Here is a 21,038-nt window from a genome sequence, read left to right as displayed (position 1 = left end):
TTTTGGTAACGGGATTGAATCAACAGGGAAAGATTTATCCTAACTCAATTGTTCTGCCAACCAGTCACGGAAGTTAGGATGATACAAGCTGTATCGGATTTGGTTGTTTACTTGATGCTGTTGTAAAAACTCAAACCAATTTTCCAAAACTTCTTCGATATCGAATATATCTGCATCAATAGTTGGTGGGTTTGTTCGGTAAATCCTTTGAAGTATTGTACTTACCGATATACCTTCATTTTCAGCAGTAGCGAGAATCTGCAATATTTTCATGGCAATATCTGAGAAACCCTCACCTTGCATTTTCTGCCAATGTTGGGTGAACGCTGAGTCAGTATCCCAGTTTTTTAAGTCATGTTGGGATAAATCGAGAATTTGGGATGGTGCTTCGATTAATAAACCAGATTTTTCTTTTTTGAAGGGACGACGGGTGAGGAGAAAATAAATACCTTGGGGAAGATATCGGGGAAGATATAACAGGTTTGTACCTAATGGTTGATTTTTAGGGTTAATTGTATCTAGTGCATCAATGGCAATTATTAGCTTTTGGTTGGGTACGAGTTCGTCGCTAATTCGTTGGAGTAATAACGATAAAAACCAACTTTCCTCCGTTGCATTATCGGGAATTTCCTCTGTTTTTCTAATTAATTGACTACAAACATATTTGAGAAAATCTTCTGCTGTGTTTTTGCCTTCTATTTGGGCATTGTAATAAATAATTTTAATATCTGGATTAGAATTATAACTAGCAAAAAATTGAGCGAGGATGGCACTTTTTCCGCTACCGGGAGAACCAACAATGGTGAAGTAACCTCGATCGCACTTGTGGAGGAAATCGTTAATCGCGGTAAAGATCAATTCGCAGTTGGTAAAATTTTGACTTTTTTTCAAGATTATTTGTTGGAATTGCGACTGTAATTGAGGTGGGGTGTTCATCGCTGTACCTCAATATTTTCTAAGCGGAGAAAATGCACATTTCCCGATGTGTCACCTACTACTATTGTTACACCATCTAAATCTACTGCACAGCAAGTCAAGGCCTTTTCGGCAGTAAAGCTAGTAATTAACTCCCAATTTTCCAAATTCCAGACTTTGAGGTTAGTATCAGAAGATGCGGAAATCAAGTATTTGCCATCTAAAGTAAGCACTATAGACTCTACTGATTTCCTATGACCCTCAATAGTGTGTATTTTTTGGCGAGTTTCTAAATCCCATATTTTAATTTTTGTATCTCTTGAGCTAGAAATAACTCGTTTCCCATCCGGAGTAACAACTATAGCATTAATACATTCTTGGTGACCCTTGAGGGTAAATATTTGCTTTCGATTTCTTAAATTCCAGACTTTTATAGTTTTATCTCTAGAACCGGAAATCAAGTGTGTACCATCTGGCGTAAGAGCAATTGCAGTTACCCAATCAGAATGACCCTTGAAGGTAAATGTTTGCTTTCGATTTCTTAAATTCCATGCTCTGATATTTTTATCTTTTGAGCCAGAAAATGCTTGATTACTAATTGGTTCAACAACTATAGTATTAATATAAAGGTTTTTCACTCCCAGTATATTATCGATTAAGTTCAAAAATTTTTGATAAAAAGGAAAAAATAAAAAAAGAAAGTATGCCAAGATTGATGATGAATTTAATATTTCTTTTTCATTGTTATAAATAATCGCGTATAGTAAAATTATAAAAAACATAAAAAGACTAGATATGCCTAATCGGATAGTTTGATGTAAAAGCCAATATTTAGATTTTAGTATATAAACTTTATTGGGAATTTCTAAATCACAAATATTCAAATTACCATCGCCTGAGTGAAATATGAAAATTTGTTCATGTAAAACCGTAAGACTTGTAAATAGAAAATTAGTTTTTTTTGTAATATTTAGAAGAAATTTACTATTGTTAATATCCCAAATTTTCAGGTTTCCATTATTTGATGCAGATACTATTTTTTTACTATTAAGTAATATACTTATTGAATTTATTGATTTTGTATTATGCTCTAATGGTAATATTTGATCTTCTATGAACATCTGTTTATTTTTATTATAAAAACACTCTAAATCTTCATAATCAGTAATAGTTTCAATAGAGCTTTTTGAGGTGAAACCTAGTAAATTTTTAATTAAAGAGTATATATAGTAGAGCAAATATGCTAGATGAAACAAAAGCAATACATGAGAAAATATTACTAATAGAATTCGTGTCCAAGAAATAGAGAATAGTATAGCAAGTAATGGACAATATAATATCCAATAAACAAAGCATCCTATAAAAGAAAATAATCTAGATGATAAAGTTATATAATTTAATAGTATTTTCAATATTACAGTAGATATATTTGTTTGAGATTTAAAAATTAAATTTTTAGATAATTTATCGTTAAAAATACTATTTTGTTTCGCCTTTCGATTAATGTCAAAAATTTTAATACTATTATCAGGATAGCTGGAAATTAAAAAATTACTATTTGGAGTAATTGTCATAGCATTTACTTCATTTTTATGGTCAGTAATTGTAAATTTATTTTTACCTGTTTCTAACTCCCATATTTTAATAGTTTTGTCTTTTGAAGCAGAAATGATATGCTTGCTATTCATATCAATTGAAAAATCATTTATTACATGATTGTGAGAATTAAGAGAAAAGGAAAAAAATATTTGTTGAGTGTTATAATTATACAAATATACTTGACCATTACTATTAATCGTAATCATTTTTTTCTTGTCTGGAGTTATTCCAACTATTATAGGTACACCATTATACTGATTAAAAGTTGATAATAATTTTCCTGTTTCTAAATCCCATAATTTAAAAGTTCCATCTTCAAAAGCAGAAAAAAGTTGCTTACCATCGCTTGTTCCTCCCATTGCTACTACATCAGCGATATGAGCATCTAAAGTAAAGATTTTATCTCCAGTTGCTAAATCCCATATATTTAACTTGCTATAGAAATTAGAAGAAGCTGAAACAATGTATTGACTACTTGGCATAACTAAAACTGCGGTTATCCGGCTTCCATCATCAATTGTAAAGTTTAATAGTAAATTACTGGTTGTTAAATTCCATACCTTGACAGTTAGATCGTTAAAAACGGAAATAATCTGTTTGTTATCCTCTGTAACAGCTATGGAAGTGATAGTATCATTATGAGCATTAATACTTTTTAATAATTTGCCTGTTGATAAATTCCAAATTTTTAATATTCCATCACAGGAACCAGAAATTAATAACTTATTATCACTTGTCACCGTTACAGCCGTTACTTTATTTTTATGACCAGTTAGTGTCATTAATAAATTTTCACCAGGAGGAGTTAAGCTACTTCTCAATGGACGTAGCCATGTATTGTTTCTGCACTGCTTTGCTTGTTCTAGCAAAGTAATAATTTTTGGTAGATCAAAATCTAGTAAACGTCCTAATAATTGTGCTGCAAGTTGACTTTTATCTTCTAATAAAATATATGCTGATAATCGTAAAGTTTTTTGAATTAATCTCAAGACTTTTACGAATTCAGTATGATCTTCTGAATAATTTGATATCTCTATAGATTTTATTAATTCATAATCTTCAATCAGTGCTTGTACCCCAAAATAAGGATGATTAATCTTCGCTTCAATAAAGTCATAATTACTCAATAAAGAATATAACTTATTAATTTGTCCACTTTCCAACCACAAACGCGGAATTTCACCGAGAAAATGCTCTGTTTGTTCCGATGATTTTTCTGTTAACCAAGCACGAAGGTTGCTCATAAAATCAGCCCCTCAGTCATATTTTTAGCAACTTCAGTGCTAATGTCTGGTAAATTTACCCCCGCAGCTTGGACAATATCCCGACGGTGCAAAAAATCCCGAAAACTCTCGTGATAAAACCGATAACGTGGTGGTTGATAGCTTTCCTGTTTCTGTAAAAATTGCGCCCATCCATCCATAACTTCTTGCACAGTCAATGCATTCTGCTTGGAATATTTAGCAATCACTTCACGCGAAGCAGCACTACGCAAAGCACACATCACATAAACAATTTTGATTTTATTTTTCGGCAAAGGTTTAGCTGTCATACCCATAATATGCCAGTGATTTTCATAATATCCTTCTAAACCCACAGGCAATTCATCCAAAGGCTTATCTTTATAAAAACCATCAGCAATTGCAGGTAAAATACACCGCAAATACATAAAATTGTTTTCACTCTTAACAGCGATTGTCTCGACAAAATTATCATGGGAAATATGATTTTGCTGTTGAATCCATTGAGCTAAACCCTGCTGATATTTGCCATCGGTTAATAATTCCCGAATATACTCCTTGACATCCTGCACACTTTCTTGGATTTTCTCTCTCAAATCTAATTCTTGAGTGGGAATACTGGGGGAAAGATTCAACCTTTTTTCATTTTGATTATAGGGTCTTCTGGTGAGGAGAAAGTAAACACCGTCGGGGATAATCGTTGGTAAATATAATATATTTGCTGTTCCTTCCTGGTCAACTTCATCCAACGCATCAACAACAATAATTAAGCGTTCCCCAGTGGATAATTTTTCCTTTACTTTCGTCAATAATGTTGATAAATCACCATCATCTAGGTTTTGTAACTGAAAACGAGCAATTAATTGCTGGCGAATTTTCTTGAGAAATAATTCGGGACGGTTCATCCCCTCTGCACGAATATTAAAAAAGCAAATAGTTTCTGGATTATCTAATACATACTTTGCAGAAATGGCGCTTTTCCCCATCCCCGCATCACCAATAATCGTAAAATAGCCATTTGGATTCTTTTGTAAGAAATCTTCAATCGCATTAAATACAAATCCACGTCCGCAAAATAATTGTGTTTTTTCATCAATTAGTCGTTCAAACTCTGTTGCTAACTGCCGTTGAGGATACCAGTCTTTAACATCAACTATATCTGTAGGTTTGATATTGAGAACTTTTGCAATATTCTTAACTGCTTGTCTTTCAACCCCGTTTGGACAATCCTTAGTACCAATTAGGCGTTTAACTGTATCCACAGATACATTTGCCTTGCTTGCTAACTCCTCTTGAGTCAGCCCAGCTTCTTTATAAGCTTGTTTGAGTCTGGCTTTACCTTCCTCACTCGATCGCACTTTATCAGATTCACGCATTGCCGTAACTGAGTATTGATACTTGTATATAAACAATAGCGAATAGTTGTTTCCCGAACTAGGGCAGATAGATTTTCTTTACTTCCCTATCTGCCCTAAATTACTACATAGCCACAGGGCAAACACTCAACACAAGTAAAACCCATTTGCCCTGGTACGTATTCGCCTAAATAGGATATCAATATTACAAACCAACAATACAGCTTTTCGGAGAGTCACAATGCAGTTTAAATTTTTTACTAAACCCCAAAATAACAATCACAACAGCGATATCAAAGAAGAAATCATCCGCGAATTACTGCACATGACACGTAAAAGCTATAACCTCGCGTTAGGTATTACTGCTGCATCTGCCTTGATGACTCTATTTGGTGTTGGACTTTTCTATTTCAAAAAAGTATCTGAAGCCAGTCTCACAGCATCAGGTGGAGTATTGACAACTTTAGCCAGCGTTCAACATACTAAACAGAAAAAGGAAGAACTATGTGAGATGTTAAATAAACTATCGGAATGAATTTGACACTAACCTTGTTGGGGTTAGTTAACTATGCAAGTGAAGCTAACCCAAATTTTAGAATTAGTATCCCCCGAAAGCAACGCTTAACTCTAGAATCGTTACTAGATTTAATAGAGAAGGTAAAAACAGCAATATTAGCCAACTGGACAACTTATAAATCGCCATTTGGTCTAGCTGTTTCCAGATCAAGCCTTGTTAGGTTAACTCTTAAGGCAATCAGCTTTGAGTACCTATGGCTACCAAAACACTGACCAAACCTAAGCAAAGACAAAATTCTCAAAATCGCTCATGGGAAAACCTGACAGATCGCCGCAAACTGCGCCATATTGAAAACACACTGGATAAAGCGATCGCATCCTCAATTCAAGATGATTCTATCCAGTCCCACGAAGACTTTAAAGCTTATGTAGAAAATTACAGCCAGGAATCAGGTAAAGCCCCCATCACAGTAGAACTCTGCGTTGGAGGTAGCGATGATGACGAGATTAGAGGCTATCGCTTCTACCTCACCAGCGATCCCAACCACAGAACCAGTGGTAAGTACCTGATTAAAAACCTCGAAGGAATTACCAGCAAAGATGAAAACTACTTCACCCCTTCTAACATTGCTGAAATTTGCGGTTTTGCAGAAACAGAACTAGACGATCTCGATGATGAATTAGAAGATGACCTACTCGATTTAGATGAAGAAAAAGATGATATAAACGACGAACTAGACGACCTGTTAAATGATGATTTAAACACTAAACTTGACGACTTAGATGACTTAGGTGAAGAAGACGAACCATCTGTTAGTCCTATTAGCGCAGCCCAAACTAAAACTCAAGCCAAAACTTCAACTAAAACCCAAAATAATTCTCAGCCTAAAACATCCTCTAAAACTCAGAACAGAGCTAATACCAATAAAACTGCTGCTAAAAACTCCAAATCCAGAGAACCTCTAGACGAAGCTTCGCGTTTAAGTGCCACAGCTGCCACCAATGGACGAGAAGTAAATGGGGTGAATTTAGCAGGCTTAACAGGACAACTGGCATCTCTGGGAATTGCGGTAGGACAAGGTGTTTTGGAACAGCTAGCAGCCGAGGCTGATGAAAAGCGGCTTGAACGAATTCTCAAAGAACTGCAACAGCAGAATGACCGCGTAGATAACATAGCCAGTCGCTTGCAAGAGGCAAAGCCGGACTTACCAGAGTCTCAAAAGTCTCAAGATTTTCAAACTGTATCTGAAGAATCAGCCGCAGACAATCCACTGGCTGTAGCTGCTACCAAAATCGGCTCGAAAGTAGACAATCTTGGTGACAAACTAGACCCCAAATACCAATCACAACCATTTGAATTAAATAAGGATGCCAGCGTCAGCGAACAGCTTGACCAAATTGAAGCCTACCTGAAAGTTCTTTCCAAACGACTTGACCATTTAGAAATGGTAGTTAGCCGATTGGAAAAACAGATGGCAGCACCACAAAATAATTCTACTGCTGTCGAGTCAGAAACTGATGCAGATATTGTCCCACCTAACTCTGCTAACCAGCCACCAGCAGACGTTGACATTTTAGAACATCTGACGAAACGCCAAGCACAGCAACAACAAGCTGCTTGTGCCGATGCTTTAGTGGGATTTGCCAAAGTTGCTGGTGAATTATTTGACCAATCACCCCAAGCAGGTATCGCCATTTCTAGTAACAAAACTTTATGGGTAGAACCACAGGACAAGCAGGTAGCGATGCCTGCGGCGGGCGTAGCCATCGCTTTAGAAAATACCCAAGGTGAAACACTCTTTGCTGGTACTCGCACTCAGGGACAGTGGGCGATCGCACAAGACAATCTCAGCCCTGATGAAAAAACGGGCATCTGCAAACTGCCACAGTCGAAAGAAGAATACGCCCTCAAAGCCAGTACCCAAGCATTAATTCAAAAATTTCAAGAACAACTACCTAACCGATTTAACAGCAACGATGAACCGACATTCACCTGGACTGAAAAGGGCAAAGTCAAATACGAGTTTGAAGTAGTGAAACTGCCCAATGGTACACGGCTACTTCAAGGATTTAACCCTAATCGTAACGATGAACAAGTGCTTGATGCCGTTTTAGTACCAGGGCAGCCCCCGGAGGTTTTGCAGTGTAGCATCCCCCTGCGTGAGATAGAAGCCCTACTGGACAATCAACAATCAACTCGCTCTACCCTAGCCCAGACTGATAAAGATACTGCAAGGCAACACCAGAAACAAACTCAAAGAAAAACCAGCAAACCAGAAATGCAAGTTTAATTCTACAAACGAGAAGAGAAAAATGAACAACACAAAATCTCACATTTCTCAGTTAAAACTGCTGCCATCTCGGAAATTTTCAACCAACTTGAGAAACCTGAAAATCAACCGCACTGACTTACTTTTCATTTTACTATGTCTTGCGATTGGAATTTATTTATTAGCTACCAAACCCATATTCGTCACTATTTTGGGATGTGCCACCATTGTTTTCTTGAGTATTGGATACGTAATTCGGACAGTACCAATTTTAGAAAAGTATTTAGGTAGAAAAATTCGCTTCTGGCATATTGTTGCCGCCATTATAACTGTTACCGCTTTACTCGATACCTTTACAACTCCAGCCCAAGCTATTTTCTTAAGCGGGTTGGAGAGCTTCTTCAACAATCTAGCTCAACAAAGTTCCCAAGCAGGAGGCGGTTCTACTGGCACTTTGGATGCCAACGTTGTTGGTTTGACATTTAACCTTATCCGAGGTGCATTCTTGCTGCTCGTTGCTGCTGCTTCTCTATTTGCCTATAACCAAGCACAGCAAGGTAACGACTGGCGGCCGATTGTTACTCAAGTCGGTCTAGCGTTCTCCATCGTAATTGCCATTGATGTCATCACTTTCATATTTGTCGGTAATGGCACAGGAACAACAGCCATAAACTAAACCCAACTTGAATTTTATACCCACTAAATAAGAAATCAAAAGTCAGAAAATATTCGTCAGAATTCATCAGTGGGGGATGAGCGCGGAAAGTCGGAGCGACAGCTTCTGCCGTTGGTATCGGTTAACTACTCAGTAGCGTCACTTTCCTCTTAGAATCACCCTACGAAAGTTGACCACTCAATATGCTGTCGCGTCTACGATTTGCACTTTTTGGAAACCGTAACCCTTGATAGATTGAGAATGTTTTGGAAAAGTAAAGACGCGACAGCTTATGCATATTCTTCACTTGTCACTGCTTGGTTGACTGACTACTAAGGCAGCACCAGAGAATTACACAAATATGGCACAAGACAATCGAGAATTCATCAAAGTCAATCGGATTCTAGGCAAGCAAGCCAGCATTGGGCCAATTCCGGCTGAACAGCTACTTCCTTGGATTGCCATCATTGTAGTTTGCTATGTTCTCACCAATGGTTTACTCAGTTTGGGTATGGGTTGGTTCTTTGCCACCTCATTCTGGCTAATTATCAGCTGGTGGATTCTCACAGGCAAACAGCCCCATCAGTTTTTAGATCGATGGCGTAATCCACCGGGAACAGAGTGGTGCAATAGTAACAGCATTTATATCTCACCGATCCCCGAATATCGACCCTGGTGGGTGCGTCGGCGTTACGCAGACTCGCAAGTGCAAATTCGATTCAAGCCGCTGATTGTACCGAATCAATATGGAGGCAAAAGTAAGCTCATGCCCTTCCAAAATGAGGTAAACATTTGCTGTATTGCAGAAATTAAGAAGGATGATCGTCAAGTGGCTGCCTTGTTATTAGATAAAGGCAACTCTCAGTATCAACTCGTGTTTGGGTTTCGCATCGCTGGACTGCATGACATACTACATGAAAATGAGGTCAGCGAATTTACCCGCTCTATCGAAGAGGGTTTGAAAGAACTACCCCCTGGTGAAAAAATTACCTTTTGTACAGGCTGTTATAGTGATGATACTGAGTCGTATCCCCTACGGACAGGCTCTGCCAAGGAAGTACCCCAGAAACGCCAAACCCCACTAACTGCCTTAGCAGACGATTGCCACTTGAAACCAGTTTCTGTGCTGCTTCGCAACGAGCAATTGCGGGTGGAACAACTCAAGGAAGCAGGTTCTCGCCAAATCTGGAACCAAATTGCCTTCTGTACTTGGACAAGCGATGATGAGGCTGGTTCACAGCACAAGGATTTTGTGGGTGGACTGATTGAAAAATGCAGAAAATTTGGCTCTTGGGCAGTTGAATTGATTACAGGGAACAAACGCATTTACCAAGAGGAGTTTTTCAAAAAGCTCTTACTGCAAGGGTTTCAGCAAGGATTCATTCAGTGGGAATTGCTGCTCAATACCAAAATTGGCTTAGAAGTAACACCTTGCAATGCTACAGATTTGTGGCAGTGGCTTTGGAATCGATTTAATGAGGGTGCAGCACCTCCTATTCCCCAAGTCATCACATTGAAGGAGACTGAGACGGGACTGGAGTTAACAGAAACCCTAACCACCGACAAGCACATTTGTACATTACTGATTGAAGGACAACAGGGACGTTCTGCTTGTCCCGAACATCGGGGAGATAATGACCGAGTTTACCTGACAGGTAAAAGCAAGGTTTGTGGAGTCATGGTCGTAACAGATCCCCCCGTCGGTTGGTCTAATGCCCAAGAGCAGCTAAAATGGGTCTGGAAAATCCTTGCTTCCAGCTACGTCCACGATACAGAAGCTTGGATTGAAATCAGCCGCAGCAATGACTTCTTCATCCAAGACAACCTGGCGCGTCAGGCAAAACAATCCAAAACAGCCCGCACTTTAGCCATCACCAAAGGACAAGGACGGGACGTTGGAGCGGAAATTAAACAGGAGGAATCCTTTGAAGCCCAGCGACGACTTTACGAAGGCACGAAAGCGTTGCACTGTGCGCCTGTATTTCTAGTTTATCGTCACAGCGCCCAAGAGTTAACCCACGCTTGCAACTTGTTGGCTAACAGTTTTGAGACTGCCAAAGTAATTCGAGAGCGTAATATTGCTTGGGAAATTTGGCTGCAAACCCTGCCGATTACCTGCAAATGGTTGCTGCACGGAGGCAATCTCAGCGAACGCAGAATAACTTTAGATACCCATACTGTGGCTGGAATCATGCCCCTAACTGTCCCCAAAGACATCGATAAACAGGGTGTAGAATTCCTTACCAGCCGTGGTGGCAAGCCTATTTATGTTGACTTATTTCACCAGCAGATTGGACGCGCTCTAATTACAGGTACTTCCGGCTCAGGAAAGAGCGTTTTGGGATGGCGCTTTGCTCTAGAGGCATTAGCTAACAATATTCCCGTTGTTGGTATGGACATCTCTGCCAGTGGTAACAGCACTTTCAAAACGGCGATTGAGCTTTTGGGCGAACAAGGAGCATATTACGATATTTCTAGTGGCAGCAGTAACCTACTGGAACCGCCAGATTTGCGACGGTTCGACAAGCCAGAACGGGAACGACGCATGGAATCTTGGAAGGAGTTTATTCGCAAAGCACTAACAGCGATCGCAATGGGTAAAGTCAAAAATCCTCATCTAGCTCAACGGGTTGATGCCTTGCTAGTCAAAGCTTTGGACGTATTTTTAAAAGACTCAGAAATTATTACTCGCTACAACCAAGCCTTTGAGATGGGCTGGCTTTCACCAGAATGGCAGCAGATACCCACGCTACCAGATTTCGTCAAGTTCTGCACTAGAGAACGCCTTAATCTCAGGTCGTTTGAAGAAATTGACCGACAGGCACTTAACCAAATCCAAAATCAGGTTAGCGCTTTACTGGCATCTAGGTTGGGGAAAGCGATCGCTCGTCCCAGCACTTTTTCCCCATTACCGGCGATTAAATTCTTTGCCCTCAGTGGATTGAGTAACGAACAGGATGCTTACTTGATGGCAATTAACGCCCATAGTGCCTGTATCCGTAATGCCTTATCCCATCCTAAGAGTTTGTTTATTGGCGATGAGCTTTCCGTATTGTTACGTAAAGATGGCTTTGCCCAGATTATAGGCGAAACCTGTGCCACGGGAAGGAAAGAAGGCATTGCTGTTCTGCTGTTGTCCCAAGACCCGGATACCATTTGCGAGTGTTCAACAGGCGCTCAAATTATGCAGAACATGACCTACCGGATTACCGGACGTATTACCAGTAGCGGTATTGCTTCTTTCCAACAGTATCTGGGCTATCCCGTCAATATTATCAGTCAAAATGCGACTGAAGCATTTTTGCCCCGTACCAGCGACCTTTATTCCTGCTGGCTAGTAGAAACAGGTGGTAGATTCTGGCGTACCCGCTTTTACCCAGGGGAAATGATGCTGGCCAGTGTTGCCAATAACCAGGATGAACGGGAAGCACGAGAACGGGTGATGGCTCAGTATCCAGATACCGCTAAAGGCAATCTGTTAGGACTGAGAGCATTTACAGATGTTTACATTCCTGCTTTGAAGGAAAACAAAGGCTTTAAGCATATTGGTCAAGAGATACATCAAACCGGAGCATTGCGCGATTGGGTACGCCCAGCCGTAAGTCCTGCGGACAGGCCCCACCAAAACAGAGCATCTCTGCAAGGAGAAGGCGATCGCCGAGAGAATAACGATGGCCAACAGGCTGAAAGTAGCCTGATTGCAAGTTGATATATCTAAAAACTGCATTAAGGAAGGTGAATCATGAAATCTAAACTTACCTTTATCAGATTGATGGTACCAATTCTAATTTTTGAACTTGGTTCTATCGCCAGTCCAGCCCTTGCTCGCACTCAAGACAACGGTCGAGATCCAGTAGCTGCTGTTAGTAACAAAACTACTGGTAGTAGTATGTTCACCGCAGACACAGCATCTCAAATCAATGATTTTGTGGGAGATGTCAAAAATTTCGCTCAAAATGACCTATTTAATCCTCTTGGCAATCTGCTCAATTCTGCCTTGGGTGCAATTCAAATTCCAGATTTAAACAAAGTTTTGGCAGGAATCATGAACGGTTCAGCCAACAACGACCCTGGTGCGGTGCTGTCTGAAACTTTGGAGAACAAAACCAATGGTCAAAGCTCTTATGGTATCCGTGAAGACCTTGGTAAATATGCTACTAGAACAGTTGCCACAGAGATCGCTAACCAGGCTACTTTGAGCCAAACAGCCCAAAGTCAGATGGCTCAAATTAAGCAAGCTACTCAACAAGATACTCAAGAAAACGTCAGCTTGGGTGAGGAATCCCAAAGTTTAGATGTCACCCAACAGATTTTGCAAAACCTATCCCAACAGGCTGCCCTTAGCAGTCGCGTCAACGAGCGGATGCTTATTGAAGCCCAGCAAGCACGAATTGACCGGGCATTAAGTAACACCTTAACCGCTCAAACAGCCAAGGAACTTTCAGCCATCAATACTGCCGATCGCCGTAAGAGTGTTGCCGCAGGTAATGCTGCCACTCAACAGGCGGGGTTATTGATCATGCCTGGTGGCATTACCCTTGGTTCTGACAAGCAGTAGCTAGGAATTGGAATCTTAGAGCTAGTACCGCCGTGAATTCAAAAGTCGAAAAGCTGATTAATCAACCTTTTTAGCTATTTCCGTAAGTCCTGTCAATTTTAGCTGCGATCGCTAACGCTTTCGACACTCATGATCCACATTATTGCTCAATCATTTCCAGTAACAGGCGGAGAATCCGATGCCCTAGAAATTATCTCCAGTTCTTTAGAACTTTCTCGTGCCACAGTTGAGTCGTGGAATACCGTCTGGCTAGTTACTTTAGATCCGCTCGGTTCAGCATTATGGATTGGCTTGATTAAATTGGGCATTACCTTGGGAGCCGCCAGCATATTATTTGTGGCGCTAACCACTGGCAAGGAAATCATTGAAAAGCAATCATGGTCAGAACTGGCATCAATCTTTGTTTGGCCCATCGTAATTATGATTTTCTTGGGGGCTAACGGCAATATGCTGGCGAAGACAATTACTGTTATCCGAGGCTTCGCTTACAACCAAGTGCAAAGCGTTCTTCAGCTTCAAGTTGGTGAACTAACATTTCGAGATGCTATTACCAATGTGGCAATTAGCAGTATCGCTAGACAACAGCTAGAAAACCTCTATAGCGAATGTCAAGGAAAAGTCGGTACAGAGTTAATTGAATGCTGGAACTCAAAGCAAGCCCAGGCCCAGGCAATTGTTACCAAAGCTGAAGAGCAAGCTAAATCTCCACTCCAACCACTACGAGATTTTGCTAGTTTTCTCTGGAATAGAACTTTACCTGGTCAAATCGGTACTGCTGTTCAGTTTGCCAACGATCCAGGTAGTGTGTTTCGAGATACTGCCATCCCCATTATTCGCTTTATCCTCTATGCCCTGCAATGGGGCTTTGTAAACATCTTGGAAGCTGCTCTGTTGCTAACGGCATTATTTGCACCGATCGCAGTTGGTTTATCTTTACTGCCATTACAAGGTCGTCCTATTTGGGCGTGGCTAACAGGGTTTATTTCCTTGTTTGGTGTTCAACTTGGTTACAACATTTTAGTAGGTTTAGCAGCCGTCGTGCTGGTGAAGTCGGGTGCTGAATTAGCATCTGATGTAGCATTTTTATGTTTCCTGAGCATCTTTGCACCAGTTTTGGCGGTATTGATAGCTGGAGGTGGGGGAATGGCGATTTATAACGGCATTTCTGCCAATGTCAAAGGCTTAATCGATATTTTTAGCAGTGCCATTGGAACTGCTACCAGTATTGCTCTACTCCGTAGGGGGTAATAAGTAATCGGACAGAAATATTTACACATTAGGTTTTAGGCTACATAAGGGTTTCAGGTCGAAATTTGTGTAATTAATTTTGTCTTACTACTTACCAGTTTTGGATTTTAGATTTTGGATCTTGCGGAAAGTCTGTAGCAAGATCCCGCAGGGTGCGCCGACTTCCGCCTCTCCGTTAGCACAGCGTAAAGCCTACGGCATAACTAACTTCTCTACGAGACGCTAGCAGCAGGGGTACGCTTAGAGCGACGGAGGAGCGTCACTTTTCAAGACAGTCAATCACGGGAAAATTCCACAATCAATGGATGAAAATCCTTATTCCCCTATTCCCTATTCCCTATTTTCAAGCTAAACGGTCATGTGATGAATCACACAACGAGGGCATGAAAATTAACCTACCCTCGTCCCCAGTCCCCAGTTCCCAGTCCCCAGTCCCTATTTTCAAGACAGGCATCATAACTTTCCAAGACGAATTAAAAACCTTTAACACCAGGCTGTTCGGTGGATTTTCAAACAATACTACTTATGCCAATTTGGTATGACTCTGCAAATTAAACGACTTCAAGCTCCATTGCTTCCAGAAGCCAAAAACCTCCTAGCTGTTTGCTTTATCTGCCTAACTGCATTTAACGGTCTGATATTTTTGTTGACTCTATTCACCGCTTTCAGGGTCAATAAAATTGCCGATCGCAAGACGACTTTTGCCCAGTTAGTAAATGGCGAGACAATCTACATTTCCGAGCAAGACCGCAACTGGCGCTATCCAGCTGTAATTCAAAAGCTAGTTAGTGATTGGACAACCCTAACATTTAACTGGGATGACAAACTCACTGGCACTAATCAACCAGACCAAGGCATTCAAGTTGGTAGAAATGGGCGCATTCCCACAAATACTTGGTTTGCTTCCCTGCTGCTAGAACCGGAATTTGCCAAAGCTTCTTTACCGAAGATAGCCGAATTAGTTCCTACTAGCTTCTTTTCAGGTCAGCTGCGTAGCACCACTATTATTTCCTATCTGTCAGAACCGAGAGCAGTACGACCTGGGGAATGGGAAATAGACATGATTGCTACCCGCATTTTAGTTGACCGCACTACTGGTAGAGATGAGCGTATTCCTTTTAACCGCACCTTTACCGTCCAAGCAGTAGAGATTCCCCGCTCTCCTTTAGGTAAAGATGCCCCCCTGGTAGAACAGAAAATTTATGAAGTGCGATCGTCTGGACTGCAAATTACCAAGATGGTTGAGTTCAATTCTCAGCAACGACGCTAAAGGAAAAAGGTAGAATTATGACCAATTCAAATCAAAACCATGAATTTGACTACCTAAACGAGAACTCTGCTGATTTTTCGTCGGAATTCAACAGTACTAACGGCAATCATCGCTCTACCCAAGCCACTTTGGTTGCTGATGATGATATCAGCCCTGAAGAGGAGCAGTTGTTGGCAGGTTATAACCCTACCGCAAATCACCTCATTTCCGAAGAATATCGCTTGAAACAAGATGCAGAAGGAGCAGTAGAGCGACCGTTAGCAGAAAAACCTAGTGTGCGACTAGGTTCGGTAGTTGGCTTAGTGGGAATCGTTATTGGCTCTGTAGCACTGATCTGGTTTGGATTTCTCCAACCAAAACCTCCTGTCAAACAAGTAGTTCAGACTCCTACTACATCTCCAAAAGGCGAACCAGTTTTAGATGAATCTGCCGAACTCAAAAGCAGATTAGCGTTTCAAGACCAACGGCAACAACTTAAAGTGGAACCTGTTGCGGCTAAATCCCCAAGTCCAACCCTACAAAATAAACCCAAACCAAGGCCATCTCAACCTCAAGAGACTTTTTCACCGCGCACAACTCCTACATCACGCATAACACCAATAACTCCTGTAAGAATTTCTCAACCTGCGCCCCCAGTAGTGCGGTATATTTCTCCAAATCCTGTAAGTTATCAAGCTTCAACACCAATACGACAGCCTGAAAGTAATGTCGATCCTTTCCAGCAGTGGAGCCAACTAGCTAGCCTGGGACAGTCGCAAATCGGTAACTCTAAAGCAGCTGAAACTCAGTCAGAAGTTGCTGTTAACACTCAAACTCCAACAAGCTTGAAACCAACAGCTAGGCCATCCATTTCCACTCCCGAAGACCCTGGTATTCAAACAGTTTTAATTGGCTCCAAAAGCACTGACAGTAAAACTGATAACTTAACTCCAGGAATGGTAGGTATCCTCAATCGCACCCCTGTAGCTCCAGCCAATCTCAATGTAGATGAAACTAAAGAAGTAGCACTGGCTACATCTGCCCCAGGTAGAATTATCATGCCGATGATTTGGGATCAGGGAGGGAATAATCCCAGCGATCGCTTTGCCATCGAGTTAACCAAACCTCTCACAGCCACAGACGGCACGGTGGCACTCCCGGCTGGTACTGTTTTAGTAACGAAAACAGTGGCAGTAGGTAAAAAGAATAACTTGGTATCTGCTAGTGCGATCGCGCTTATTTACCCTGACTCCCAAGGCACAGTCAAACAGGAAAGCATTCCGGCTGAGACTCTGTTAATTCGCGGTCGAGGACAGCAACCGTTAATTGCTAAAAAGCTGAATGATGTGGGGACAGATATTGCCCAACAAGATTTATTAGTTGGATTACTCAGTAGTTTGGGTAAGGTGGGAAGCATAGTGAATCAGCCCCGCACTCAATCTAGCACTGTTGTTTCTAGTGGCACTTTTAATCAAAGTACTATTACTAGTAACTCTAATCCTCAGATTTGGGCTGCGGCGCTAGAAGGCTTTTTTAGTCCAGTCAGTGAACGTCTGTCTAGACGCTCTGACCAAGCAGTGCAGGAATTACTTCAACGTCCAAATATCCTGTTTTTACCTGAAGGTACAGAAGTCTCGGTTGTCGTCAATAGTTTTTTGAAAGTTGAACGATGAAACAATTTGCTACTCTTATCATCGGCACTAGCACATTACTGCTCAGTGTGACAGCACCTGTTGTACAGGCACAAGCACAAACTCCTGCATATCGCTTGATTGAACGGGATATGGCTGCAAACAACAGAATTCAGGTTCAAATTACTCCAGGACGTGCCACGCCTATTAGCTTCACTCAAACCGACGAGGCGATCGCCTACATTTTGGTAGCAGACCCTTCACGACTCGTCTACACCACAGATACAGATTTAAAAAGCGGACGCGCTACAACCATTTTTCTGAGGGCAATCCAACCGCTAAAGTTTCCAGGGGCTACTACTACTGCTATTACTAACTTACTTGTCCAAACTGTAGACAAAACGGGACAAAAACGACTCTACAACTTCGATATCGTTCCAGTGCGTAGAAACACTGGGTATGTTGGTATTCAGATTGCAAATGCGTTCGTCATACCCCTACAGGGAAGCAAGCTACGCGTAGCGGACGCACCAGAAGACGTTGCCGTACCCCTACGGGGAAGCAAGCTACGCGCAGCGTCTCCGATAGGCTTCGGCACTGCACGTAGACGCCGAACAGCTTCTGAAAGTAGCGCAATCGCTGGACAACAGACACTATTAATAGATAAAAATCGCAGAGCGAGAGTAGATGATATTGAAACTGGGCTGAGAATTGCTATTAATCGGGGTTACACCAACAAAAGCGATCCAGTTGTTCCTAAAGTGCAGCAAATTTTATCTCTGTTGCGAAATAGCAGAGTAACAATCCCAGAAGCAGCTACATCTGTTGGTGTTCCAGTTGAGGTTATTTCTGAATTAGGAAGAATCGCTTTAAATGACCGCCTACTCAGACTAGGACAGCAACGCTAGAGGTGATGCACTGGTTAAAATAGAAAGGAATTGACATTTAATCAAGTTTTTAACACCTCAATGATCTTGTCCACAAGTTCCATTGGCTTAATTGGCTTGGCAATAAAAAGTTGAAACCCTGCTTTTAAAATACGTTGCTCATTTTTGGCTTCAGCAAATGCGGTGAGAGCGATCGCTGGAATTTGTCCCCCTTGCTTTATGGTGCGGGAGCGAACCTGACGAATCAAGGTAAAGCCATCCTCATCTGGCATACTGATATCACTAATCAGTAGAGCAGGCGATTGCTGTTCTAAAAGTGCCAACGCTTCTTTTACTGATGCTGCCACTAATACATCTGCCCCGGCGCTCTGAAGAACAGTCTGCATTAACATCCGAGCATCTGCATCGTCATCCACAACCAGAATGCACAAGTTCTGCAATTGGGCAATTTCCTTATTCCCATGCAGCAATTCTCCTAGTACTAGTTCATCATTACTCAACTGCTTTGTCATTGTCACGATAGGTAGTCTCACCGTGAATGTCGAACCCTTGCCGAATCCTGCACTGGCTGCTGTGATATTGCCATTGTGGAGTTCTACAATTGTGAGAGCGATCGCAAGTCCTAACCCTAATCCACCAGCAGAGCGAGTAGTGGAAGCATCACGCTGACTAAACCGTTCAAAGACGAATGGTATAAATTCTGTTTCTATGCCTCTCCCTCGATCAATAACAGTAATCTGAGCCTGAGACTCAACTTGTTCCAACCTAACCTCTACACTTTCATTCTTGGAACTAAACTTGATTGCATTTGAAAGTAAATTCCAAACCACTTGTTGTAAACGAATGGCATCACCTAAAACGTTGGACACAGCATCAAGATGTAACTGAATTTGAATGCCCTTTGTTTCGGCTGACAATCGAATAGTATCTACTGCTGACCGAATTACACTTGCTAGGTCAACAGGTTCGATTTCCAAATTCATCTCGCCCTTCTGCATCCTAGCCAGATCCAACAAATCGTCAATTAAGCGAACTTGGAGACGGGCATTCCGCTCAATCGTTTCCAGTCCCTCAATTTTCAGTGCTTCATCCATCTCAGATTCAGTTAGCAATAGTTGCGCCCAGCCGTGAAGATTATGCATGGGAGTACGTAACTCATGAGACAAGACAGCGACGAATTCATCCTTTACTCGATTTATTTCTGCCAGTTCCTCAGTCTTTTGTCTCAGTTCTTCCTCTACACGCTTTTGTTCAGTGATATCAATGCCGATTAAAAATGCGGCTTTGTTCTGGTCATATTTTTGAGCCACAATTAAATAGCTACGATCTGCGCTTATGGATTTCAACTCATATAATGCTTCAGATTGATTTCCAGCAAAGAAATTTTGTACGAACTCACGAAACCCATTACCACTAGCTAAAAAACCAATATCCTGACCAACAAAAGCTTCAGGAGGCAAATTAAAACTATTAGCTAAGTGCTTGTTGACACCTAGATAGCACAAATCGGAACTGACCCAAGATACAATTCCAGGTACAGCCTCCAGTACAGTCTGCAACTGATCTCTAGCAGCTTGCAATTTTCTTTCTGCTTGGTTGCGCTGGGTAATATCTAGAAATATACTTACACACCCCCGCACTTTTCCATCTTCATCAAATAAAGGGGCAGCATACTGCGACAGATTAATTCTCACACCATCATTACGAACCACCTCAATCTCAGAATCCAGTATTTCCACACCATGAGTGGTAGCATATTGCATAGCCAGTTCTTCTGGAGCTAGTTCTCTACCATCCTGGTAAACTTTAAAGTTAGTTGGACGTTCATCATTAGGAGCGCTGAGAGAGGCATTTGCGTCAACAGGTATGCCAAGCAGTTTAGCAAGAGCCGGATTAACTTTAATAGTTCGGCATTCTGGATCTTCTGCAATGCCAATGCCAGTTGGAATCACCTCTAACAAAGTTTGTAGTTCTTTAACTCGTCGATTTAAAGCTTGGTTTAACTTGATAATTTTTGCTTCTGCTTGTTTGCGGTTCGTGACGTTTTGGAAGATTGCCAAGCCAGTCAGAATTTTGCTATTTTCATCTTTAACTGGAAAAGTTTGTACTAGATAAACTTGATTGTTATAAGGGATTTCAATACACATTGGAGTACCCTGTAAGGTACTACGGTAAGCTGGTTCTATCAGATCGTAAGTCTCAGGGAGAACAGTTTCGTGCAGCGTTTTACCTTGGAACTCTTCTTTTGGTAAACCAAAGATTTGCAGTTCTGTACCCTCAGCACCCATAAAGCGCATATCTCGATCAAAGAGAAAAACTACTCCATTGGGTAGATTTTGGGTTAATGTTCGGTATAGTTCTTCACCTTGGCGAAGTGAACGCTGACTCTGTAATAAATCTTTTAGATTGATTTGGGCTTCTGTTTTATCAGTATCTGACTGCTGTTTACTTGACTGGAAGTTAGCAGTTAGCGCACTGATTAATAGACCCTCGATAACAAATAATACAAATTCCAGACTATCGAGAGTAGAAGATGGGTTTGTAAAAAAGTAATGACTAGCTAAAGCAGCCAAAAACACTGATGTCAATCCTGAAATGATACTACCGTACCAAGTACTTATAGCGATCGCAATCAGCCACAAGCTGAAAGAATTTGTAATTCCGGTTAGATGCTCTAGTCCCAGCTTTACTAGCAAGGTTACTCCCACACTGAAAAATGCAATCCTGTAGGGCAGGTATTTTTGTTTGATAAATAACATAGAGATGGGAGCAACGGGATGGGATTTTGTAAGGCCGGATAAAAAACGAGCGATGTCTACGGCAGGCCAGGCCTACACTAAAAACTATTTTCAGTGTAATAAAATTTTGGTATATTTAAATACGTAGTAATGCGTAATTAGGTCTAATGTATGGT

14 protein-coding genes are annotated in these 21,038 nt (G+C 41.2%); 10 read left to right on the top strand and 4 right to left on the bottom strand.

Features of this window, described 5'->3' with window-relative positions; genetic code table 11:
* Window positions 1–39: 39 nt before the first annotated feature.
* From HWQ39_RS22795 to HWQ39_RS22785, 3 genes are read right to left on the bottom strand one after another with little or no spacing between them, the layout of a single operon-like run.
* Window positions 40–936: an AAA family ATPase gene (locus tag HWQ39_RS22795; protein WP_292849894.1), complete on the bottom strand. Its 897-nt coding sequence runs from the start codon at window positions 934–936 to the stop codon at window positions 40–42.
* A complete protein-coding gene (locus HWQ39_RS22790; protein ID WP_292849891.1) occupies window positions 933–3,758 on the bottom strand; it encodes a hypothetical protein in 2,826 nt (941 codons plus the stop codon). The genes HWQ39_RS22795 and HWQ39_RS22790 overlap by 4 nt, the downstream gene beginning before the upstream one ends.
* Window positions 3,755–5,131 carry a helix-turn-helix domain-containing protein gene (locus tag HWQ39_RS22785; protein ID WP_292849888.1) on the bottom strand — a complete coding sequence of 459 codons (1,377 nt, stop codon included), beginning with the start codon at window positions 5,129–5,131 and terminating at the stop codon, window positions 3,755–3,757. The genes HWQ39_RS22790 and HWQ39_RS22785 overlap by 4 nt, the downstream gene beginning before the upstream one ends.
* Before the next feature lie 220 nt (window positions 5,132–5,351).
* Here HWQ39_RS22785 and HWQ39_RS22780 point away from each other — a divergent pair, with 220 nt between their 5' ends.
* The 10 genes from HWQ39_RS22780 (at window position 5,352) to HWQ39_RS22735 (ending at window position 18,145) form a co-directional block, all read left to right on the top strand.
* Complete coding sequence (locus HWQ39_RS22780; RefSeq protein ID WP_292849885.1) at window positions 5,352–5,645, top strand: hypothetical protein; 294 nt, start codon at window positions 5,352–5,354, stop codon at window positions 5,643–5,645.
* Window positions 5,642–5,899, top strand: a complete 258-nt coding sequence (locus HWQ39_RS22775) for a hypothetical protein (protein WP_292849882.1) — start codon at window positions 5,642–5,644, stop codon at window positions 5,897–5,899. Before HWQ39_RS22780 ends, HWQ39_RS22775 begins: the two co-directional genes overlap by 4 nt.
* The gene (locus HWQ39_RS22770) at window positions 5,881–7,917 is read left to right on the top strand and encodes a hypothetical protein (RefSeq protein WP_292849879.1); all 2,037 of its coding nucleotides are present in this window, start codon (window positions 5,881–5,883) and stop codon (window positions 7,915–7,917) included. Before HWQ39_RS22775 ends, HWQ39_RS22770 begins: the two co-directional genes overlap by 19 nt.
* A gap of 22 nt (window positions 7,918–7,939) precedes the next feature.
* Window positions 7,940–8,572 carry a hypothetical protein gene (locus HWQ39_RS22765; RefSeq protein ID WP_292849876.1) on the top strand — a complete coding sequence of 211 codons (633 nt, stop codon included), beginning with the start codon at window positions 7,940–7,942 and terminating at the stop codon, window positions 8,570–8,572.
* A 340-nt stretch (window positions 8,573–8,912) separates the two neighbouring features.
* On the top strand, window positions 8,913–12,260 hold the full coding sequence (locus tag HWQ39_RS22760; RefSeq protein WP_292849872.1) for a hypothetical protein: 3,348 nt from the start codon (window positions 8,913–8,915) through the stop codon (window positions 12,258–12,260).
* 33 nt (window positions 12,261–12,293) lie between these two features.
* Window positions 12,294–13,109: a hypothetical protein gene (locus HWQ39_RS22755; RefSeq protein ID WP_292849869.1), complete on the top strand. Its 816-nt coding sequence runs from the start codon at window positions 12,294–12,296 to the stop codon at window positions 13,107–13,109.
* 129 nt (window positions 13,110–13,238) lie between these two features.
* Window positions 13,239–14,357, top strand: coding sequence for a hypothetical protein (locus HWQ39_RS22750; RefSeq protein WP_292849866.1), 1,119 nt, complete (start codon window positions 13,239–13,241; stop codon window positions 14,355–14,357).
* Between the two features lie 538 nt (window positions 14,358–14,895).
* Complete coding sequence (locus HWQ39_RS22745) at window positions 14,896–15,627, top strand: hypothetical protein (protein ID WP_292849862.1); 732 nt, start codon at window positions 14,896–14,898, stop codon at window positions 15,625–15,627.
* 17 nt (window positions 15,628–15,644) lie between these two features.
* The gene (locus HWQ39_RS22740; protein WP_292849859.1) at window positions 15,645–17,279 is read left to right on the top strand and encodes a TrbI/VirB10 family protein; all 1,635 of its coding nucleotides are present in this window, start codon (window positions 15,645–15,647) and stop codon (window positions 17,277–17,279) included.
* Window positions 17,276–18,145, top strand: coding sequence for a hypothetical protein (locus HWQ39_RS22735; RefSeq protein WP_292849856.1), 870 nt, complete (start codon window positions 17,276–17,278; stop codon window positions 18,143–18,145). The genes HWQ39_RS22740 and HWQ39_RS22735 overlap by 4 nt, the downstream gene beginning before the upstream one ends.
* A gap of 41 nt (window positions 18,146–18,186) precedes the next feature.
* Here the strand turns inward: HWQ39_RS22735 and HWQ39_RS22730 are convergent, their stop codons facing one another.
* Window positions 18,187–20,883, bottom strand: coding sequence for an ATP-binding protein (locus HWQ39_RS22730; protein WP_292849854.1), 2,697 nt, complete (start codon window positions 20,881–20,883; stop codon window positions 18,187–18,189).
* Window positions 20,884–21,038 lie beyond the last annotated feature (155 nt).

Source organism: Nostoc sp. NMS8 (assembly GCF_017115045.1).
Classification (GTDB): Bacteria; Cyanobacteriota; Cyanobacteriia; order Cyanobacteriales; family Nostocaceae; genus Nostoc.
The sequence above is the reverse complement of the archived record's forward strand: the minus strand, read 5'-3'. Positions and strand labels throughout refer to the sequence as shown.